Origin of the sequence: Clostridium drakei, assembly GCF_000633595.2 — a bacterium.
Lineage (GTDB): Bacteria > Bacillota > Clostridia > Clostridiales > Clostridiaceae > Clostridium_AM > Clostridium_AM drakei.
This window is the reverse complement of sequence record NZ_JIBU02000001.1, coordinates 149,104-166,332: the sequence shown is the minus strand read 5'-3', so window position 1 is coordinate 166,332 and position 17,229 is coordinate 149,104. Positions and strand designations below refer to the sequence as shown.

Here is a 17,229-nt window from a genome sequence, read left to right as displayed (position 1 = left end):
TATTTTTAAAAAAATAAATAGAGTATAGTTCAACCTCTATACTCTAAATTCTACCTTTTAAAATGCTGCTTGTCTAAATCCCTTTCCTTTTACTTCTGCAGTATCCATAATAGAAATTACTGCCGAATCATCTATATTTTCAATTAAACTCTTAACTTGTTCTATTTCTTTTGGACTTAGTATACAATATATAATATTTTTCTTATCACCTGTGTAAGCTCCTTCTCCATAAAGATAAGTTACACCTCTATTTAATTTCTTTAAAATTTCATCTTTAACTTTATCGCTTTTTCTAGTTACTATAAATACAACTTTTTCTCTCTCTACACCCTGTATAATTTTATCAAGAACTGCTGAATTTAAGTACATTGATATTAAAGTATAAATTGCAATTTGAAAACTTCCTATAATCATTCCTATAGTAACCACTCCCACATTTATGAGAAAAGCTATTCTTCCTATAGAAACACCATACTTTTTCTTTACAACTACAGCTATTATATCTGTACCTCCTTGAGATGCCCTATTTTTAAATATTATTCCCATTCCTATTCCAGTTATAATACCTCCACACAATGCAGAAAGTAGAGGATCTGGCAGATAGTACATACTATGAATATTTCTAGTTAGTATTAAGCATACAGACATTGAAATCATTCCAATAAAACTAAAAAATCCAAAAGACTTGTCTACACTTCTAACACCTATTAAAAATATAGGTATATTTATCAATATTATAAAATATCCTGAAGGAACTCTGGTTAGATACTGGCATATTATAGCAATACCAGCTACTCCTCCACTTAAAAGCTTATGAGGCACAATAAATAAGTTAACACCTATAGAATAAACCAGACTTCCCATTATAATCATTAAAATCTTAATTAAATTTTCTTTTTTTAACACCTTAATGCCCCCTATGATTTATAACTCTTTTACTTACAATATAAATTTTATTATACTGCAAGTTAGCTGTCAATGGACTGGTGTATGGATTAATCCATATATCAGTCCAATTTTTGAGTCCAATTAACTATTTCTTTTATTCATAGCTATATTTCTAATAAATGCTCATATATCAAATTAAAGAATTTTCAAACAATTATTGTTAAAAAAAGTTGATGCTTAATTAGCATCAACTTTTTATTTAAATATATAATTAACTTTCTATGCCTACTCTTGCTTGAACTCCTTCATTATAATAATGCTTTATTTCTTTCATTTCTGTTACTAAATCTGCTTTTTCAATAAGTTTTTCATTTGCATATCTTCCTGTAAGTATTACTTCTACATTTTCTTTTCTACTATCCAACATTTCTATAACTTCTTCTACAGTAAAAAGTTCATAAAATATAGCAATATTTATCTCATCTAAGACTACTACATCGTACTCACCTGAAGTTAAAACTTCTTTTGCTCTTTCTAAACCCTTTCTAGCTTCTGCTATATCCGCCTTAGTTGGTTTATTGAATATAAAATGATTTCCCCCAAACTGCTCTAATTTAAAAGTAGGTAGATATTTTACTGCATTTAATTCACTATATTTCATCCCCTTAGTAAACTGTCCAAAAAATACCTTCTTTCCAGCACAAACGGCTCTAAGTGATAATCCCAAAGCTGCAGTAGTTTTTCCTTTTCCATTACCTGTATACATTTGAATGTATCCCTTATCCATAATAAATACCTTCTTTCTTTATATAATAAAAATATTTTTTAAAATATCTTATCTAAAGTTTTCACTGGATATATTTTATAACCATTTAGTTTTTTAGAAAACCTAACAGCATAATCAAATTTATCATCATCTTCATATATTATCCCCAATACATTTCCGCTGTGAGCTCCAATTATTCCAAGACCACAAGTTTGATTTTTTATGCTAATAACATCTTTTATCCAATCATAATAAAGTCTTTTTTGATTTCTAATAATACTTTCTGTAGATACATATGATAACTTTTCTAAATTTTTTTCCTGTATAGCTTCTTTTAAAATTTCAAATAAATCATCTGCATTACTTAAATCAGGCAACTTCTTGCTATTAAATTCAACTGTATCAACTATATTTTCTCCTTCAAAAGCAAGTATATTATATTTAAAATATGAACCTATCTTTTCTTTATAAAGACCTTTTTTATAATCAAAAATAGTAGCTTCATTGAAAATAATACTATCTGTAGGTTCTATTTTTATACATTGTTCTATAAGCTCCTGTTCATTAAACTCTTTTTTAAACATTTTTAATAAACAGGAATACACTCCACATAAATCTGCTGTACTACTTGCCATACCCTTGCCATAAGGTATATGAGAAGATATTTGTATATCTAAACTATCTACATAATTTTTATGATCCCACTTGGTTAAAATGTTATCCAAAAACTTAGCTGCTTTTTGCCATTTAAATTTATCACTAGGGCTTGTACTTTCTGATATCTTAACATTAGTATAAACATTAACTGGACAAGACAGCAAAACATCCCTATTCTGTACCCTACCTTGAAGCACTTCTCCAAAACTTCCTGGGTATTTTGTTGTAAACTCCATAAAATACACCCTTTACATTTTAGTTTTTGTTGATTTAAGTTTTTCTATAATATATTGTACTAAATTTTCCTCATCATAAAAAATAGTTTTATACTTTCTTGTGTTTCTCTCTATTATGAAAGCATATATATCGTTATCTACACATGCTTTTATTTTTTCTTCTGTTCCACCTTGAATTCCACTATCTTTTAATACCATAGCTTTTGCTTCATATTCTTTTATAAAAGCACAATTTAAATTATAGCTTATAGGTCCTTTTATAGCTATTATATCGTCAATTTTTACACCTTTACTTAAACATTCATTCATGACTTTTACAGAAGGCAATACTCTATGAACTATTCTATTTTCTATATTCAAAGATAATATTTTATCTAAATTTCTACTTCCACTGGTATTAAGTATATTTCCCTTTATATACTTTAATTTATCATAAAGTCCTTCATAACTTTCTACTTCTATAACTTTTTCATAATTTTTAAATTTATCTACACAAGATGCTCTTTCATATCTTACATATTCTATATTTAATTCACTACAAACCTTAATAGCATTATCTGTAATTTCTACCGCATAAGGATGTGACGCATCTACAAGCATACTTATACCCTTTTCCTTAAATAATCTCTTTAATCCTTCTAAGTTTAAAGGTTTTGTATTTAAATATGCATACTTATAGTTTTGCAGTAGTTCCCCACCATATTCAGTAGCTGTAGATATTAAAATATCTTCAGTAAATTTATTCAAAAGAGATAATATACTTTTTCCCTCTGACGTTCCAAGAATTAAACCTATCATATCAAAAATCTCCAATCTTTAAAGTATATAAGAAATATCCTATTTACTTAATAATGGATTTCCATTTATAGAATCTTTAATATGCTCTACATATATATCCTGAAAAGCTTTATTTTCACCTAATCCATGTAGATACACATTAACCTTAAATCCCTCTTCTTCTAATTGAGTTTTCCACGAATCTTCTTCTTCTCCTGCCATGTCATTAATAGCATGATCTCCTGCTACTAACATGAAAGGCATTAATGTAACCTCTTCTATACCATTCTGCTTCATCTTTGGAACTAAATTTTCTAAAATAGGATATCCTTCTACTGTCCCTACATACACATTATCCAATCCTTCATCTTCTAATATGCATCTAAGTAATGCATAACTAGAATTAGCCGGATGAACTGATCCGTGTCCCATAAGCATTACTGCCTGATTTTTACTCATGGCTGGAAGTTGTTTTTTTAGTGCATTTACTGCTATCTTATAATCATTTTCTCTATATAAAATTGGTCTTCCAAAAACCAATTTAGAAAAGGTATCTTTATATTTGTTTACTCCATTCACTATCTTATCATATTCATCTCCAGGCATGATATGTAATGGCTGAACATAAATTTCATCAAAACCATCAGCATTCATTTTTTCTAATGCTTCTTCCACAGTATCTATGAAAAGTTTATTTTCTTCTTTTAATTTTTTAATTATCATATAAGAAGTAAATGCTCTTCTTATTTCATATTCTGGAAAACATTCTTTTATTCTATTTTCTGTACTTTCAATGCAAAGTTCAAAAGCTTGCGGAATACTTGTTCCAAAACTTACTACTAATATACCTTTTTTTCCCATACCAAATTCTCCATTCCTAACTCTTAATTATTAATTAAACACTGTATCCTCTAGGAGTTACAAATTTATTATCCTTTATATAACTTTTAGTATTACCTATTATTACAATTGAAAACATATCTACATTGCTATCATCAAAAGAATCTATTGTAAATAATGTTTTTTCCTCGCCATCTCTTAAAGCATTTTTAACTACAGCAACTGGTGTATCTCCTGATCTATATTTTTTTATTAATTCCATACACTCCTTTAAATAAAGAGGTCTTCCATTACTTTTAGGATTATATAATGAAATAATAAAATCTCCCTGTGCTGCTAATTCAACTCTCTTTTTTATAAGATCATAAGGTGTCATAAGATCACTTAAGCTTATATTGCAGTTATCATGCATAAGTGGTGCTCCTACAACTGAAGCTGCTGCTGAAGATGCTGTAACTCCAGGTATTATTTCCACGTCTTCATCATTTTTCATTTCTAATATAAGTCCTGCCATTCCATAAATTCCAGCATCTCCTGTACTCACTATAGAAACTACCTTATCCTTTGACAATTCAAGTGCCTTTTTACATCTTTCTACTTCACCGCGCATTCCTGTAGAAAATACAACCTTATCCTTTATAATAGGTTTTATAAATTCTATATATTTAGTATATCCTACTATAATATCACTTTCTTCTAACGCTTTTACTGATTTAACAGTCATATAATCCAATCCACCTGGTCCAATTCCTACAACATAAAGTTTTCCCATATGAACACACATCCTTTCACTAAGGTCAAATCTGACCAATACAAATAGTCATACCATTAGCTTTTATTTTTTCTGTAATTAGTTCTGCGCCCATTAATTCAACACATGGTTCACATACAGCCCTAACCCCTATAGTTTTTTCTACAAAATCGCTGCCTGCATATTTGTGATGTATTTTTCTTATTTCTTCTAAAGAAAATATTTTAAGTTCACATCCCAAATATTCTTCTAATTTTAATATGGCCTTTTCATGTTTTTTAATTTCCACTGTAGCAACAGCCTTTACTGCTCTTTTATCTAAATTGTATTCTGCCAAAATATCATCTACGCAATCTCTCATTCTTCCTGGATCAAAATCCTTTCTACATCCTATTCCAAGTATAATATCTTTTCTTATAAGCCTTAACATATTTTTCTTATATACATCGGAGTTTTCTTTTAAATTATGGGTAACATATACAATCCCTTCAGCTTCTTTTATATTGCTAGTATATCCTTTTGGCAAAGTTATGATGTTTTTCTTATCCAGAAAAGCCACTTGTTTCTTATCTACCAATAAAGCTGCAATCTTTTTAGCATCCTTAAGATCATCTATTACAAGTTCATAATTTTTTGCAATTATATCTGGTGCAGTAACTCCCATATTATCCGTAGCAGTTGTTATAACAGGAATGCTTTTAAATATATTTGCCACCTTTAAAGTTAATTCATTAGCTCCTCCTAAATGTCCGCTAAGTAAGCTTATAACAAACTTAGAGCTACTATCTATAACTAATATTGCTGGATCTTTATCCTTACTCTCCAGATAATTTGCTATGGCTCTTACTGCTATTCCTGTAGAACTTATAAATATTATTGCCTTATACTCTTTAATAATTTTTTCAGTTAAAACCTTTATACCACTTTTCTTTACACTTTCTCTGGAATACAGATCTATATCTAAACTTTCTTTAAGTTTTTCTGCAATAATATCTCCTTGTTCAGTTACACTAATTACTGCTATATTCATCTTTTCCCTTTCTGAACATATGTGAGAAACCTTCATCATATAAAAGGCTTTTATTGTATTCACAATCTATAAAGTCACCTACAAGTATTTGCGCTGTTTTTGTTATATTCTCTTTTTTCACCTTTTCAGCTATATCATCTAAAGTTCCTATAACACATTTTTGATCTTCCCAAGTAGCTCTTTGAATTACAGCTATAGGCACATTTCTTCCATATCCTTTTTTAAGCTTTTCTACTACTTTATCTATCATACTTACGGAAAGAAATAGTGCCATAGAAGCACCTATAGATGCTAATTTTTCTAAACTTTCTTTTTCTGGTACTGGAGTTCTTCCTTCAACTCTGGTTAATATAACAGTTTGACTTACATTGGGAAGTGTAAATTCTCTTTTTATGGCAGATGCAGCTGCTGTAAATGAACTTACTCCTGGGACTACTTCATAAGGTATATTAAATTTTTCTAGCTCATCCATTTGCTCTTTTATTGCACCATATATAGCTGGATCTCCAGTATGAAGCCTAACTATTTTTTTATTTTCTTTATAAGCTTTCTTCATTACATCTATAACTTCATTTAATGTCATTGATGCTGAATTGTGTATTTCTACACCTTCCTTACAGTTTTTAAAATGCTCCTTGCTTACTAATGAACCTGCATATATTATTACATCAGCCTCCATTAATATGTTTCTTCCCTTAACAGTTATTAAATCTGGATCTCCTGGTCCTGCTCCTATAAAATATATTACATTTTCCATAATCAGTCTCCCCTTTTCCTTAGTCTCTTTGAGCTATTATAAGTGACATATAATCCTTATTTTTTAATATTTCTTCTCTATCTCTGAATACTTCTTGACCTTCTCTATATGCTCTTTTTACAAAAACATATTTGAAACCTTTTTTATCTAAAACATCTAATACTTTTTCTTCAACCCTATAAACCTTCATTATTACTACAAACTTTTCATCAGTAATTTTGTCAACTTGACTTGCTGGAAGTATTAAAACTCTTTCATCACCTATAACTATAGGTTCACCTGCAATACTTGCTCCAGCACAAAATGAAGTTATTCCAGGTACTGTTTCTGTATTATATCCATGATCTTTTATATACTTTAAAAGGTATATGTATGTACTGTACACAAAAGGATCTCCAATTGTTAAAAAAGCAATATCCTTTCCTTGTTTTAATTTTTCTTCAATGGTTTTGAAAGCTTTATGAATTTTTTCTTCCTGCTCTGCTCCGCCCATAGGAAAATGTTTTACCATTACCTCTTTATCTTCTGTAATAAAGTTTTTTGCAGTTTCTAAGGCAATACTATTTCCACCTTCTTTAGCAGATGGAGCTATTATAACATCACATTTTTTAATAACATTTACAGCTTTTAATGTTAAAAGTTCTTCTCCTCCTGGTCCTACTCCTACACCATATAGAGTTCCTAATTTTGTTGCTTTACTTTCCATGCTTGTTACACTCCTATTTTTTATTTTTACAAAAACTAACCTATTTTGTTTTTATTCCGGTTAAAATAAATATGCTGTTATTTGAAAACATCATATAGCTCTTTCCTCTATTTTTATTTACAGAAATTTGCATGCACTCAACATTATAATCTAAAGCCTTCAATGTATTCATAGCTTTATATAAATTATCTATGGTAATAAAATTCAATACCATATTTTTTCCCTTTTTAAGCTTTAAATCATAATTTTCAATGATTTTTTCTATATTTCCACCACTGCCGCCTATAAATATAGCATCAAAAGGAGCTTGTATGTCTTTTTCTACCCCCATTGCTTCTCCTTCTACTATATTCAAATTGTCAGTTTGGAATTTTTCTTTATTTAATTTTATTACCTCAAGAGCTTTCTCATCCTTCTCTATGGCTATTACTTCACCCTTTGGACAAATTTTAGCAATTTGTATACTTACAGAACCTGTTCCTGCACCTATATCCAAAACTCTATAATCTTCTTTAAGCTCCAGCTTAGCAGTGCTTAAAATTCTAACCTCTTCCTTGGTCATAGGGCAATCCCCTCTTATAAATTCATCATCTCTTATATAAATCATTTTTCATTTTCCTCCACATAGTACTCCAAGTTTTCTACTACTACTACACATAAATTGCTAAAGCTCATGTACTCCGTTTCTTCTATATCTGCTATAGTGATTTTTTCATCTTCGTAGGATAAATTTTCTCCAACGTATACTCTAGCTTTTATATTTTTTGTTTTTAATTCTTTGCATATATAAGCTGGTGAATGCTTGCTGTCCGTGAGCCATATAGACACAGCATTATCTCTCACTATGTCATGAAAATTATCTTCTCTTCCATGAAGACTTCCTAAAAAAGCTCCCTGCCAGCTCTTTCCTATCTTGCTCATCATATATTGAAAAGAACTTAATCCCGGAATTATTTTTATGTTCCCTTTATAATTTTTCTTTAAATAATCTGTTATACCATAAAAAAGAGGATCTCCTGATGCAACTATGGATATACTCTTATTCTTTTCAGAATTTATCATATTCAATATATCTGTAAGCTTTTTTACTATAAGCTTTTCTTCCTTGATAAAGTAAATACTTTCCACAGCTCTTTCAAATCCAATTATTAAATCAGAATTTTTTAAAGTATCTATAGCTTTTGGTAATACGTAGTCTTTGTTTCCAGGACCTATACCAACAATATAAACTTTATTCTCCATTTCTCAAAACCACCTTTATAAGGTTATAGAAACATTATATCTATCATCTACTAACCTAATGTTCGCTCCACATTTCTCCCAAACTTTTTTAGAAGGTAAATTATCTCTTTTAATTGTAGCCGATACACATTTGATTCCTTTTTTTCTAGCAATATTTAGAACTTGAAAAAATGCTTCACTTGTATATCCATTTCTCCAATATTTACTGCCAATCCAATAGCCAATCTGCGCTGTATGCCTATCTAAATCTTGATGACTTAAAGATATTGTTCCTATTGCAATATCATCTAAAACAATAGCAAATATTTCAGCATTTCTACTTTCACACCATTTTTTATTATGATTCTTAAAAGTTACTTCTGATATTTTATTTTTCTTTGAGCCTAAAGCATATAACAGCATACTATCATTATTTAAAATGTTCACAAGTTGTATTACATGTTTTTCTTCAATATTTTTAACCAATATAGTACTTTTCACTTTAATTACCTTCTTCTATACTACTATAAAGTACTCCTCTATCCATAGAATACATAATGATATTTGCCTGTATACTATTATAAGTATACTGTTCTATTTTATTTTTCACTTTTATACCAATATTTTTATATAATTCCTCATATCCATCTCCAAGAAAATTAACAGCACCTTCTGTGGTTTTTTGATTATAAACCTGCTGTACAAGTTCTCTATCTTTTCCCATTAAAGCAAGTTCTAGTGCTAAAGTTTCCAATCTCACATCACATATTCTACTATGAGTGTTAAAACACCCTGATGCAACCTTACATAACTTACCTATATGTCCAACTATAGTTATACTCTCAATACCTTTTTCTACACAGAAATTCAATGCATATCCTAAATAGTTAGAAAATATAACCATCTTATTAGGATCAAGCCCCTGTTCCTTAGCCATATTTTCGCCCATGTTTCCAAATAAAAGTATTAAATCTTTATATCCCTTTATACTCTTTTGATTAATCTCAATTTCTATAGATTTGGTAAGAGCTTCTTCTGACATTGGTTTTACTATACCTGTAGTCCCTAATATGGATATTCCACCCTGTATATTAAGTCTTGGGTTAAAAGTTTTTTTGGCTATATCTTCTCCTTTAGGAACAAATATAGTTATTTCAACACCTTTTCCATTTAAAAGTACTTCTTCTACTTCTTTTTCAATCATTTTTCTTGGTACTGGATTTATAGCTGGCTCACCCTTAGCCACATATAAACCTTCACTACAAACAGTGCCTACTCCGATTCCACCCTTTAAGCTATAGCCATTTTTCTTCTTTTTAGCTCTTGCCCATATTTCAATACCATCCGTAACATCAGGATCATCTCCGCCATCCTTTATTACACAACATTCTATATAATCCTCACCTTTTTTTATCTTTTCTATAGGAATTAAAAGTTCTATACCATAAGGTGTATCTATTTTTATTTCCTTCAATTCTTCATTAAAATACAACATCCTAGTTGCTGCTTTTGCTGCTGCTGCTGCACAAGAGCCTGTAGTATATCCACATCTTAATCTTTTTCCATCACAATTCACATACATATCAAGCATACTTTCACCTTCTATCTGGACATTTTTATATGATATCTACCTAGCTATCATATACATAAGTGCATTTACTATGCAGGCTGCTATACCACTTCCACCTTTTCTTCCTCTTATTGTTATCATCGGAACATCCAATTTTTCTATTTCTTCTTTAGATTCTGCTGCTCCTACAAATCCAACAGGAGCTCCTATTATAAATTTCGGATTTGCCTTTCCCTGCTTTGTAAGTTCTATAAGTTTAAACAATGCTGTAGGTGCATTTCCAAAAACAAAGAATTCTACACCTTCAGCAGCAGCTTTCTCCACTGCTGCCATTGAACGGGTTATTCCTCTATCCTTAGCAATTTGTGCTACCTCTTCCCTTGCTACAAAACATTCTACTTTACTATTAAGCTTACTTAATGCGGCTTTATTTATACCAGATGCAGCCATATTAGTATCTGTATAAATTGTAGTACCTTTTTTTAGAATTTCCAGTGCACTGTCTATAGCACCTTCTCTTATATAAATTAAATCCTTATATTGAAAATCCGCTGTGGTATGTATAACTCTTTTTACTATTTTAAGCTCCCTATCAGAAAAATTGTGGGGTCCCATTTCTTCTTCAATTATTTCAAAACTTCTTTCTTCTATATCCATAGGAATTTTTATATAATCCATAATTCATTCTCCATTCTGCTTTTATTGATATATATATAATTTAATCATATTGCGAAACTACTTTTCTCTAATATCCACATAACACTCACTATTTAGTGCTGCTTCTTGGAATGTCGCCATATTATTCATAGTTTCGAGAGCTGCTTCTATAACATTAAATGCAAGAGGACACCCAGAACCTTCTCCCAACCTCATTCCTAAATTAAGCATTGGTTTTAAATTAAGTTCTTTCATCATATAAACTGCTCCAGGTTCTGCTGAAAGATGTGAAGGGAATATAAAATCTATTACACTATTATTTAATCTATATGCACAAAGTGCTGCTGCTGAAGATATTAACCCATCTATAACTATAGGCACTCTATTTTTTGCTGCTCCTAAAAAACAACCACAAATTCCTGCTATATCCAAGCCTCCCACTTTAGAAATTACATCTATAATATCATTTTTATTAGGCTTGTTTATTTCTATAGATTTCTCTATAACCTTTTTCTTATTTATAAATTGTTCTTCAGTAAGTCCTGAACCTTTTCCAGCCACAACATCTACTGAAAGATCTGTTAGCACACTTAAAACTGCTGCGCTAGTACTAGTATTCCCTATGCCCATTTCCCCTGTGCCAAACAAATCATAACCTTCCTTAACTAACTTATCTACAACTTCTATCCCTGCTTCAATAGCTTTTACAGCTTCTTCCCTAGTCATTGCAGGTTCCTTAGCCATATTTTTAGTACCATATACTACTTTTTTATTTATTATTTTAGGATTGTTAAAATCTTCATTAACTCCAACATCTACAACAGTTATATCTGATTTAGCATATTTAGCCAAAACGCATACTCCTGTTATACCTCTAGTAAAATTATTAGTAACAGTTGCAGTAGCACTTTGATCACAACAGCTTACTCCTTCTTCACAAACACCATTATCTGCACACATTATTACTATATTTTTTTTATTTATTTTATTATACATTTTTCCTGTAATACCAGACATTTTTGCAGATATTTCTTCTAATTCTCCTAAACTTCCTATAGGTTTTGTAAGATTGTCTATCCTATTCCAGGCTGACTTTATAGCTTCTTTATTTGATGGATTAATTGCTTTCAATGTTTCTCCCAATAATCCCACTATTCTTCCCCCTATTCTTTTTTACTTAACAAGTTGTTTAAGCATATCTAAATTTCCGAAAAAGTGTACATGCCCATAAGCCCCTATTGTATTCTTCTTATAATAACCACACTGCCATCTTTTTAACGATCCATCATAAACTTCTTTTGTTAAAGTACATATTTTATTTTCTTTTAAATCAACATAAGACTTATGAAACTCATGGCAATTAACCTTTGTTCCCATACTAATAAGATTATTTTTTTCTTTAACTTCAAGTTCTGCATATCCAAAGTTTTGAAGCTTTTTAGTCATATAAGCCTTACCATTTAAAAAACCTACAGTTTTAAAATATTCACTGTTATCCATTACCTGTATTCCATCTGTAAGGTACATTAATCCTCCACATTCGGCATAGCAATTTATGCCTTTTTCAAGTAGCTCTTTTATACTTGAAAGCATAGATTTATTTTCACTTAATTCTTTAATAAAAACCTCTGGATATCCACCACCAAAATATAAAAACTCTGTGTGATCAGGTACTTTTTTATCTTTTATTGGACTAAAGAAGGTAACTTCTCCTAATTCTTTTAAAAGCTCTATGTTTTCAGTATAATAAAAACTAAAAGCCTTATCATAAGCAATTGATATCTTTTTACCCCTATTCATTAAATGATAGTTATCTTCATAATTTTCTGTTTCTTTTAAACAAGTTATAAGCTCTTGTAAATTAACATGCTTTAATATTAAATCACTGCATAAATCTATCTTTTCATTTAAATCTTCTACTTCACTACTTTGTACAAGTCCTAAATGCCTACTTTTTAATGATAATCTTTCATCCTTAGGAACATATCCTAAAACCTTAATATTACAATTTTTTTCTACTGCAGCTTTTAATAATTTATAGTAACTTTCACTTATATTATTGAATATAATACCTGCTGCATTCACCTTTTCAAAATTAAGTATTCCATTTATTTCCGCACATAAAGTAGCACTTTGAGCTTTAGGTGTTATAACTAGTAATACAGGTAGATTTAGAACTTTAGCTACATGTGCTGTAGAATATGTTGAATCTATTCCCTTACCATCATAAAGTCCCATAACCCCTTCTACTATACCTATATCTCCTTTTCCTCTAGAAAAAGCTGCTTTTACACCTTCTTCACCCATTAAAAACAAATCTAAATTCCTAGAAGGTTTTCTTGTTATATAGCTGTGAAAAGCTGGATCAATGTAATCCGGCCCTACTTTGTATCCTTGCACATCAAATCCCTTTTTCATAAGAGCCTTCATAATTCCTAAAGTTATCGTGGTTTTTCCTCCACCACTACTGTTAGAGGATATTACTATACTTTTCAAGCACTTCACCTCCTTCTTACTAACTTTCAAACTTTAATGATATTGCGAAGCAAAGCTTCGCAATATTTTTACATTCTATCTTAGAATTTTCTCATTAATTCAGCAAATTTTTCTACATGTTCTTTTGTATGTTTTACACATATAAACATGCCTTCAAATTGAGATGGTGCCATCATTATTCCACCCTTTAACATGTGCTCAAAAAATCTTCCATAAAGTTTAACATCAGATTTTTTAGCTTCATCGTAATTTGTAACTTTCCCACCTTCATTAAAGAATATAGTCATCATAGTTCTAGCTCTATTAACAACTATAGGAAGTCCTTTTTCTTTTCCTATTTCCTCAGCTGCCTTTTGAATTCCTTCTCCTATTTTATCCATATGATCATAATATGATAAGTTGTTATAAAGCTTTGTAACTGATGCTAAACCTGCTGCCATAACTATTGGATTTCCAGACATTGTTCCTGCTTGATAGACTGGTCCTAATGGTGTCAATTGTTCCATTAAGTCTCTTCTTCCACCATAAGCTCCACAAGGAAGTCCACCGCCCATTATTTTAGCGAATGTTACCAAATCAGGTTTTACACCATAAAGACTCTGAGCTCCTTTATATGCAACTCTGAAGCCTGTCATAACTTCATCAAATATTAATATAGCTCCATATTTAGTACATAAATCTCTTATACCTTGTAAAAATTCCTTTTTAGCTGGTACAACTCCCATATTACCTGCTACTACTTCTATAATAATTGCTGCTATTTGTTCTCCTTGTTTTTCAAAAAGTTCTTTAACACTATCCAAGTCATTGTATTTAGCAACTAAAGTATTTGCTATACTTCCTTCTGGAACTCCAGGTGATCCTGGAATATTTGAAGTCATAACTCCTGAACCTGCCTGAACTAAAAATCCATCAAAATGTCCATGATAACATCCTGCAAATTTTATTATTTTATCTCTTTTTGTGCATCCTCTAGCCAATTTTACAGCACTCATAGTTGCTTCTGTTCCTGAGTTAACCATTCTTATCATTTCTACATTATCTACAGTAGTACATATATGCTTTGCTAATTTTAATTCAAGTTCTGTTTGTGTACCAAATGCAATTTCGTTTTCTGCTGTTTCTTTTATAGCTTTCACTACATCTTCATCCTGATGTCCAAGTATCATAGGACCCCACGCATTTATAAAATCAACATATTCATTTCCATCTTCATCATAAAGATAAGCTCCAGAACCCTTCTTTATAATTGGAGGATCAATACTTAATCCAACATATGCTCTAACAGGACTATTTACTCCTCCTGGCATATATTTTTTTGATTCATTAAATATATCTGAATTTCTCATTATTATCTTTCCTCCCTAATCCATTTAGCTGCATCTAATGCATAATATGTAATAATCATTTTTGCTCCTGCTCTTTTTATAGATGTTAACATTTCAAGTGCTACTGCTTTTTCATCTATAAGTCCTGCTTTAGCTGCCGCCTTAACCATAGCAAATTCACCACTTACATTATAAGCTGCTATTGGAAAATCATATCTGTCTCTTGCCAATCTTATTACATCTAAATAAGGCATAGCTGGCTTAACCATTATAATATCTGCGCCTTCATCTATGTCATCTTCTATTTCAAGCATAGCTTCTCTTACATTTGCTGGGTCCATTTGATAACCCTTTCTATTGCCAAACTGTGGTGCTGAATCTGCTGCTTCTCTAAATGGTCCATAAAATGCTGAACAGTATTTAGCACTATACGCCATTATAGATACATTTTTAAAGCCATTTTCATCTAATGCTTCTCTTATAGCAAGTACTCTTCCATCCATCATATCTGAAGGTGCTATCATATCTGCTCCTGCTTTTGCATGAGATACTGATATTTTAGCTATGTAATTTAAAGTTTCATCATTATCTACTTTATGATCATGAATTATTCCACAATGACCATGACTTGTATATTCACACATACAAACATCTGTTATAACAAACATTTCTGGGTCCAATTCTTTTATTTTTCTTATAGCCTTTTGAATTATTCCATTTTCATCATAAGCTCCACTTCCACATTCATCCTTATGATGTGGAATTCCAAATAATAGTACGCTTTTAACTCCAACTTCCTTCATTTCATCCACTATTTCATGCAATCTATCTATAGAAAAATGATAATTGCCTGGTAAAGATGAAATCTCCTCTTTTTTGTTTGTTCCTTCTACTACAAATAATGGATATATAAAATCGCTTGTGTGAAGGTATGTTTCTCTTACCATTCCTCTTATAACTTCATTTTCTCTTAATCTTCTATGTCTTCTAAACATTTTGTCATTTCCCCTTTTCTATATATTATTTTTTATATTAATAAAATATTTTTTGTCATCATAGCTCAATTTTTAACTATTACTCTTATCTAATAACTTTTTAATTACTCCTTCTGTAGTATACTCATCACAAACTTCATATTTTATGCTTTGCTTTTCTAATGTACTACCTGTAATTGGGCCTATAGAAATTACTCTTTTTTGTTTTATGCTGTCTACTCCAACTAATTCTATCATATTATTTACAGTACTAGGACTTGTAAATACTACTGTATCTACATCATCAAAACACCTTTCACTAGGAAGTGTTCCTAATACTGTTTCATAAACATGACATTCATCCACAATACATCCATTTTCTCTTAACACTTCTGCTAAATAAGGTCTGGCATTTTTAGCTCTTGGTAAAAATATTTTATCCCCAGATTTTATAAAGTTTTTCATTTTTTCAAATAAGCTTTCTGCTACGAATTTTTCTGCAATAATTTCAGGAATAATTCCTCTATGCTTTATAGCATTTTCTGTAGCAGGTCCTATAGCAGCAAATACTGCTTTTATTTTTCTTATATCATAATTATTATTATTTAAATAATTAAAGAAATTATTTACTCCATTTACACTAGTAAATACTATATAATCATAAGAATTCAATTTATTTATATACTGACCCATTGCTTCTTCATTATATTTTATCTCTATAGAATTTATTTCTGTAACTTGAGCGCCTAAATCTATTAATTTTTCCCTTATTTCCTTTGATTGTTCTTTAGTTCTAGTAATACATACATTTTGCCCAAATAACGGTTTTTTTTCATACCAGTTCAATTTATCATTAAATTGTACTACTTGTCCCACCACTATAATAGAAGGAGAATGCAATTCTGCTTTTAACGCTTTTTCTTCTATATTCTTTAAAGTTCCAACTACCTTTTTTTGTTTAGCAGTAGTTCCTCTCATAACCACTGCACAGGGAGTAGCTTCATCCATTCCATTTTCCATAAGTTTTTTTGAAATAATACCTAGATTTTCAAATCCCATTAAAAATATAAGCGTTCCTCCAACATTTGCTGCTGCATTCCAATTTATATTCAATTTTTCTGCACTTTTACCAGTAAACACATGAAAGCCTTGTGCTATCTTTCTATGAGTTACAGGTATTCCACCATAGTTAAGCACAGAAATAGGAGATGTAATTCCTGGAATAACTTCAAAGTCTATTCCTTCGTCTATAAGCCTTAAGGCTTCTTCTCCTCCTCTTCCAAATATGTATGGATCTCCACCTTTTATTCTTCCAACAATATGTCCTTGCTTAGCTAATTCAACCAGCATATTATTAATTTCTTCTTGGGTTTTATAATGACATCCTGGCTCTTTTCCACAATAATATATTTTACAATTTGAATTTAAATATTTTAAAATGCCTATACCTGCAAGTCTATCATACATTACTGCTGTACACTGTTTTAACTTTCTTATAGCTTTTAAAGTTATAAGTTCTTCATCTCCTGGTCCTGCTCCTATAAGATAAACCTTTCCCATTTAATTCTCATCCCT

19 protein-coding genes are annotated in these 17,229 nt (G+C 30.4%); all 19 read right to left on the bottom strand.

The annotated features are described in order from the left end of the window. Positions 1-57: 57 nt before the first annotated feature. Positions 58-906, bottom strand: coding sequence for a YitT family protein (locus EG57_RS0200760; RefSeq protein ID WP_242859778.1), 849 nt, complete (start codon positions 904-906; stop codon positions 58-60). Positions 907-1,159: 253 nt separating this feature from the next. Beyond that, positions 1,160-1,675, bottom strand: coding sequence for a cob(I)yrinic acid a,c-diamide adenosyltransferase (gene cobO, locus EG57_RS0200755; RefSeq protein ID WP_029160150.1), 516 nt, complete (start codon positions 1,673-1,675; stop codon positions 1,160-1,162). A 38-nt stretch (positions 1,676-1,713) separates the two neighbouring features. Continuing rightward, positions 1,714-2,547: a GHMP family kinase ATP-binding protein gene (locus tag EG57_RS0200750; RefSeq protein WP_032075408.1), complete on the bottom strand. Its 834-nt coding sequence runs from the start codon at positions 2,545-2,547 to the stop codon at positions 1,714-1,716. A 12-nt stretch (positions 2,548-2,559) separates the two neighbouring features. Next, positions 2,560-3,345 (bottom strand): cobalt-precorrin-6A reductase, encoded by a 786-nt coding sequence (locus EG57_RS0200745; protein ID WP_032075407.1) that lies wholly within the window; start codon positions 3,343-3,345, stop codon positions 2,560-2,562. Between the two features lie 39 nt (positions 3,346-3,384). After that, positions 3,385-4,185, bottom strand: a complete 801-nt coding sequence (locus tag EG57_RS0200740; protein WP_032075406.1) for a sirohydrochlorin cobaltochelatase — start codon at positions 4,183-4,185, stop codon at positions 3,385-3,387. A 34-nt stretch (positions 4,186-4,219) separates the two neighbouring features. Further along, positions 4,220-4,936, bottom strand: a complete 717-nt coding sequence (gene cobJ / locus EG57_RS0200735; RefSeq protein ID WP_032075405.1) for a precorrin-3B C(17)-methyltransferase — start codon at positions 4,934-4,936, stop codon at positions 4,220-4,222. A gap of 25 nt (positions 4,937-4,961) precedes the next feature. After that, positions 4,962-5,945 carry a cobalt-precorrin 5A hydrolase gene (gene cbiG / locus EG57_RS0200730; protein ID WP_032075404.1) on the bottom strand — a complete coding sequence of 328 codons (984 nt, stop codon included), beginning with the start codon at positions 5,943-5,945 and terminating at the stop codon, positions 4,962-4,964. Next, entirely contained in the window at positions 5,926-6,702 is a 777-nt protein-coding gene (cobM, locus tag EG57_RS0200725; protein ID WP_032075403.1) for a precorrin-4 C(11)-methyltransferase, read from the bottom strand. Before cobM ends, cbiG begins: the two co-directional genes overlap by 20 nt. A gap of 19 nt (positions 6,703-6,721) precedes the next feature. Next, positions 6,722-7,408, bottom strand: coding sequence for a cobalt-factor II C(20)-methyltransferase (locus tag EG57_RS0200720; RefSeq protein WP_029160157.1), 687 nt, complete (start codon positions 7,406-7,408; stop codon positions 6,722-6,724). Between the two features lie 40 nt (positions 7,409-7,448). Beyond that, positions 7,449-8,015 (bottom strand): precorrin-6Y C5,15-methyltransferase (decarboxylating) subunit CbiT, encoded by a 567-nt coding sequence (gene cbiT / locus EG57_RS0200715; protein WP_029160158.1) that lies wholly within the window; start codon positions 8,013-8,015, stop codon positions 7,449-7,451. After that, a complete protein-coding gene (gene cbiE, locus EG57_RS0200710) occupies positions 8,012-8,650 on the bottom strand; it encodes a precorrin-6y C5,15-methyltransferase (decarboxylating) subunit CbiE (RefSeq protein WP_032075402.1) in 639 nt (212 codons plus the stop codon). Before cbiE ends, cbiT begins: the two co-directional genes overlap by 4 nt. Positions 8,651-8,665: 15 nt before the next feature. After that, on the bottom strand, positions 8,666-9,130 hold the full coding sequence (locus tag EG57_RS0200705; RefSeq protein WP_242859777.1) for a GNAT family N-acetyltransferase: 465 nt from the start codon (positions 9,128-9,130) through the stop codon (positions 8,666-8,668). A 1-nt stretch (position 9,131) separates the two neighbouring features. Further along, on the bottom strand, positions 9,132-10,220 hold the full coding sequence (gene cbiD / locus EG57_RS0200700) for a cobalt-precorrin-5B (C(1))-methyltransferase CbiD (protein ID WP_032075401.1): 1,089 nt from the start codon (positions 10,218-10,220) through the stop codon (positions 9,132-9,134). 36 nt (positions 10,221-10,256) lie between these two features. After that, the gene (locus tag EG57_RS0200695) at positions 10,257-10,880 is read right to left on the bottom strand and encodes a precorrin-8X methylmutase (protein WP_108849512.1); all 624 of its coding nucleotides are present in this window, start codon (positions 10,878-10,880) and stop codon (positions 10,257-10,259) included. A gap of 54 nt (positions 10,881-10,934) precedes the next feature. Further along, the gene (gene cobT, locus EG57_RS0200690) at positions 10,935-12,008 is read right to left on the bottom strand and encodes a nicotinate-nucleotide--dimethylbenzimidazole phosphoribosyltransferase (protein WP_032075399.1); all 1,074 of its coding nucleotides are present in this window, start codon (positions 12,006-12,008) and stop codon (positions 10,935-10,937) included. A gap of 21 nt (positions 12,009-12,029) precedes the next feature. Continuing rightward, on the bottom strand, positions 12,030-13,352 hold the full coding sequence (locus EG57_RS0200685; RefSeq protein WP_029160164.1) for a cobyrinic acid a,c-diamide synthase CobB: 1,323 nt from the start codon (positions 13,350-13,352) through the stop codon (positions 12,030-12,032). Between the two features lie 80 nt (positions 13,353-13,432). Beyond that, positions 13,433-14,701 (bottom strand): glutamate-1-semialdehyde 2,1-aminomutase, encoded by a 1,269-nt coding sequence (gene hemL, locus EG57_RS0200680; protein ID WP_032075398.1) that lies wholly within the window; start codon positions 14,699-14,701, stop codon positions 13,433-13,435. 2 nt (positions 14,702-14,703) lie between these two features. Further along, positions 14,704-15,675 (bottom strand): porphobilinogen synthase, encoded by a 972-nt coding sequence (gene hemB / locus EG57_RS0200675; RefSeq protein WP_032075397.1) that lies wholly within the window; start codon positions 15,673-15,675, stop codon positions 14,704-14,706. Positions 15,676-15,747: 72 nt separating this feature from the next. Beyond that, entirely contained in the window at positions 15,748-17,214 is a 1,467-nt protein-coding gene (gene cobA, locus EG57_RS0200670; RefSeq protein WP_032075396.1) for a uroporphyrinogen-III C-methyltransferase, read from the bottom strand. Between the last annotated feature and the right edge of the window lie 15 nt (positions 17,215-17,229).

What these genes read in the sequence shown, in the direction of transcription:
- cobO (WP_029160150.1), bottom strand. Translation starts at nt 1,675, where the DNA reads ATGGATAAGGGATACATTCAAATGTATACAGGTAATGGAAAAGGAAAA.
- EG57_RS0200750 (WP_032075408.1), bottom strand. Translation starts at nt 2,547, where the DNA reads ATGGAGTTTACAACAAAATACCCAGGAAGTTTTGGAGAAGTGCTTCAA.
- EG57_RS0200745 (WP_032075407.1), bottom strand. Translation starts at nt 3,345, where the DNA reads ATGATAGGTTTAATTCTTGGAACGTCAGAGGGAAAAAGTATATTATCT.
- EG57_RS0200740 (WP_032075406.1), bottom strand. Translation starts at nt 4,185, where the DNA reads ATGGGAAAAAAAGGTATATTAGTAGTAAGTTTTGGAACAAGTATTCCG.
- cobJ (WP_032075405.1), bottom strand. Translation starts at nt 4,936, where the DNA reads ATGGGAAAACTTTATGTTGTAGGAATTGGACCAGGTGGATTGGATTAT.
- cbiG (WP_032075404.1), bottom strand. Translation starts at nt 5,945, where the DNA reads ATGAATATAGCAGTAATTAGTGTAACTGAACAAGGAGATATTATTGCA.
- cobM (WP_032075403.1), bottom strand. Translation starts at nt 6,702, where the DNA reads ATGGAAAATGTAATATATTTTATAGGAGCAGGACCAGGAGATCCAGAT.
- EG57_RS0200720 (WP_029160157.1), bottom strand. Translation starts at nt 7,408, where the DNA reads ATGGAAAGTAAAGCAACAAAATTAGGAACTCTATATGGTGTAGGAGTA.
- cbiT (WP_029160158.1), bottom strand. Translation starts at nt 8,015, where the DNA reads ATGATTTATATAAGAGATGATGAATTTATAAGAGGGGATTGCCCTATG.
- cbiE (WP_032075402.1), bottom strand. Translation starts at nt 8,650, where the DNA reads ATGGAGAATAAAGTTTATATTGTTGGTATAGGTCCTGGAAACAAAGAC.
- cbiD (WP_032075401.1), bottom strand. Translation starts at nt 10,220, where the DNA reads ATGCTTGATATGTATGTGAATTGTGATGGAAAAAGATTAAGATGTGGA.
- hemL (WP_032075398.1), bottom strand. Translation starts at nt 14,701, where the DNA reads ATGAGAAATTCAGATATATTTAATGAATCAAAAAAATATATGCCAGGA.
- hemB (WP_032075397.1), bottom strand. Translation starts at nt 15,675, where the DNA reads ATGTTTAGAAGACATAGAAGATTAAGAGAAAATGAAGTTATAAGAGGA.
- cobA (WP_032075396.1), bottom strand. Translation starts at nt 17,214, where the DNA reads ATGGGAAAGGTTTATCTTATAGGAGCAGGACCAGGAGATGAAGAACTT.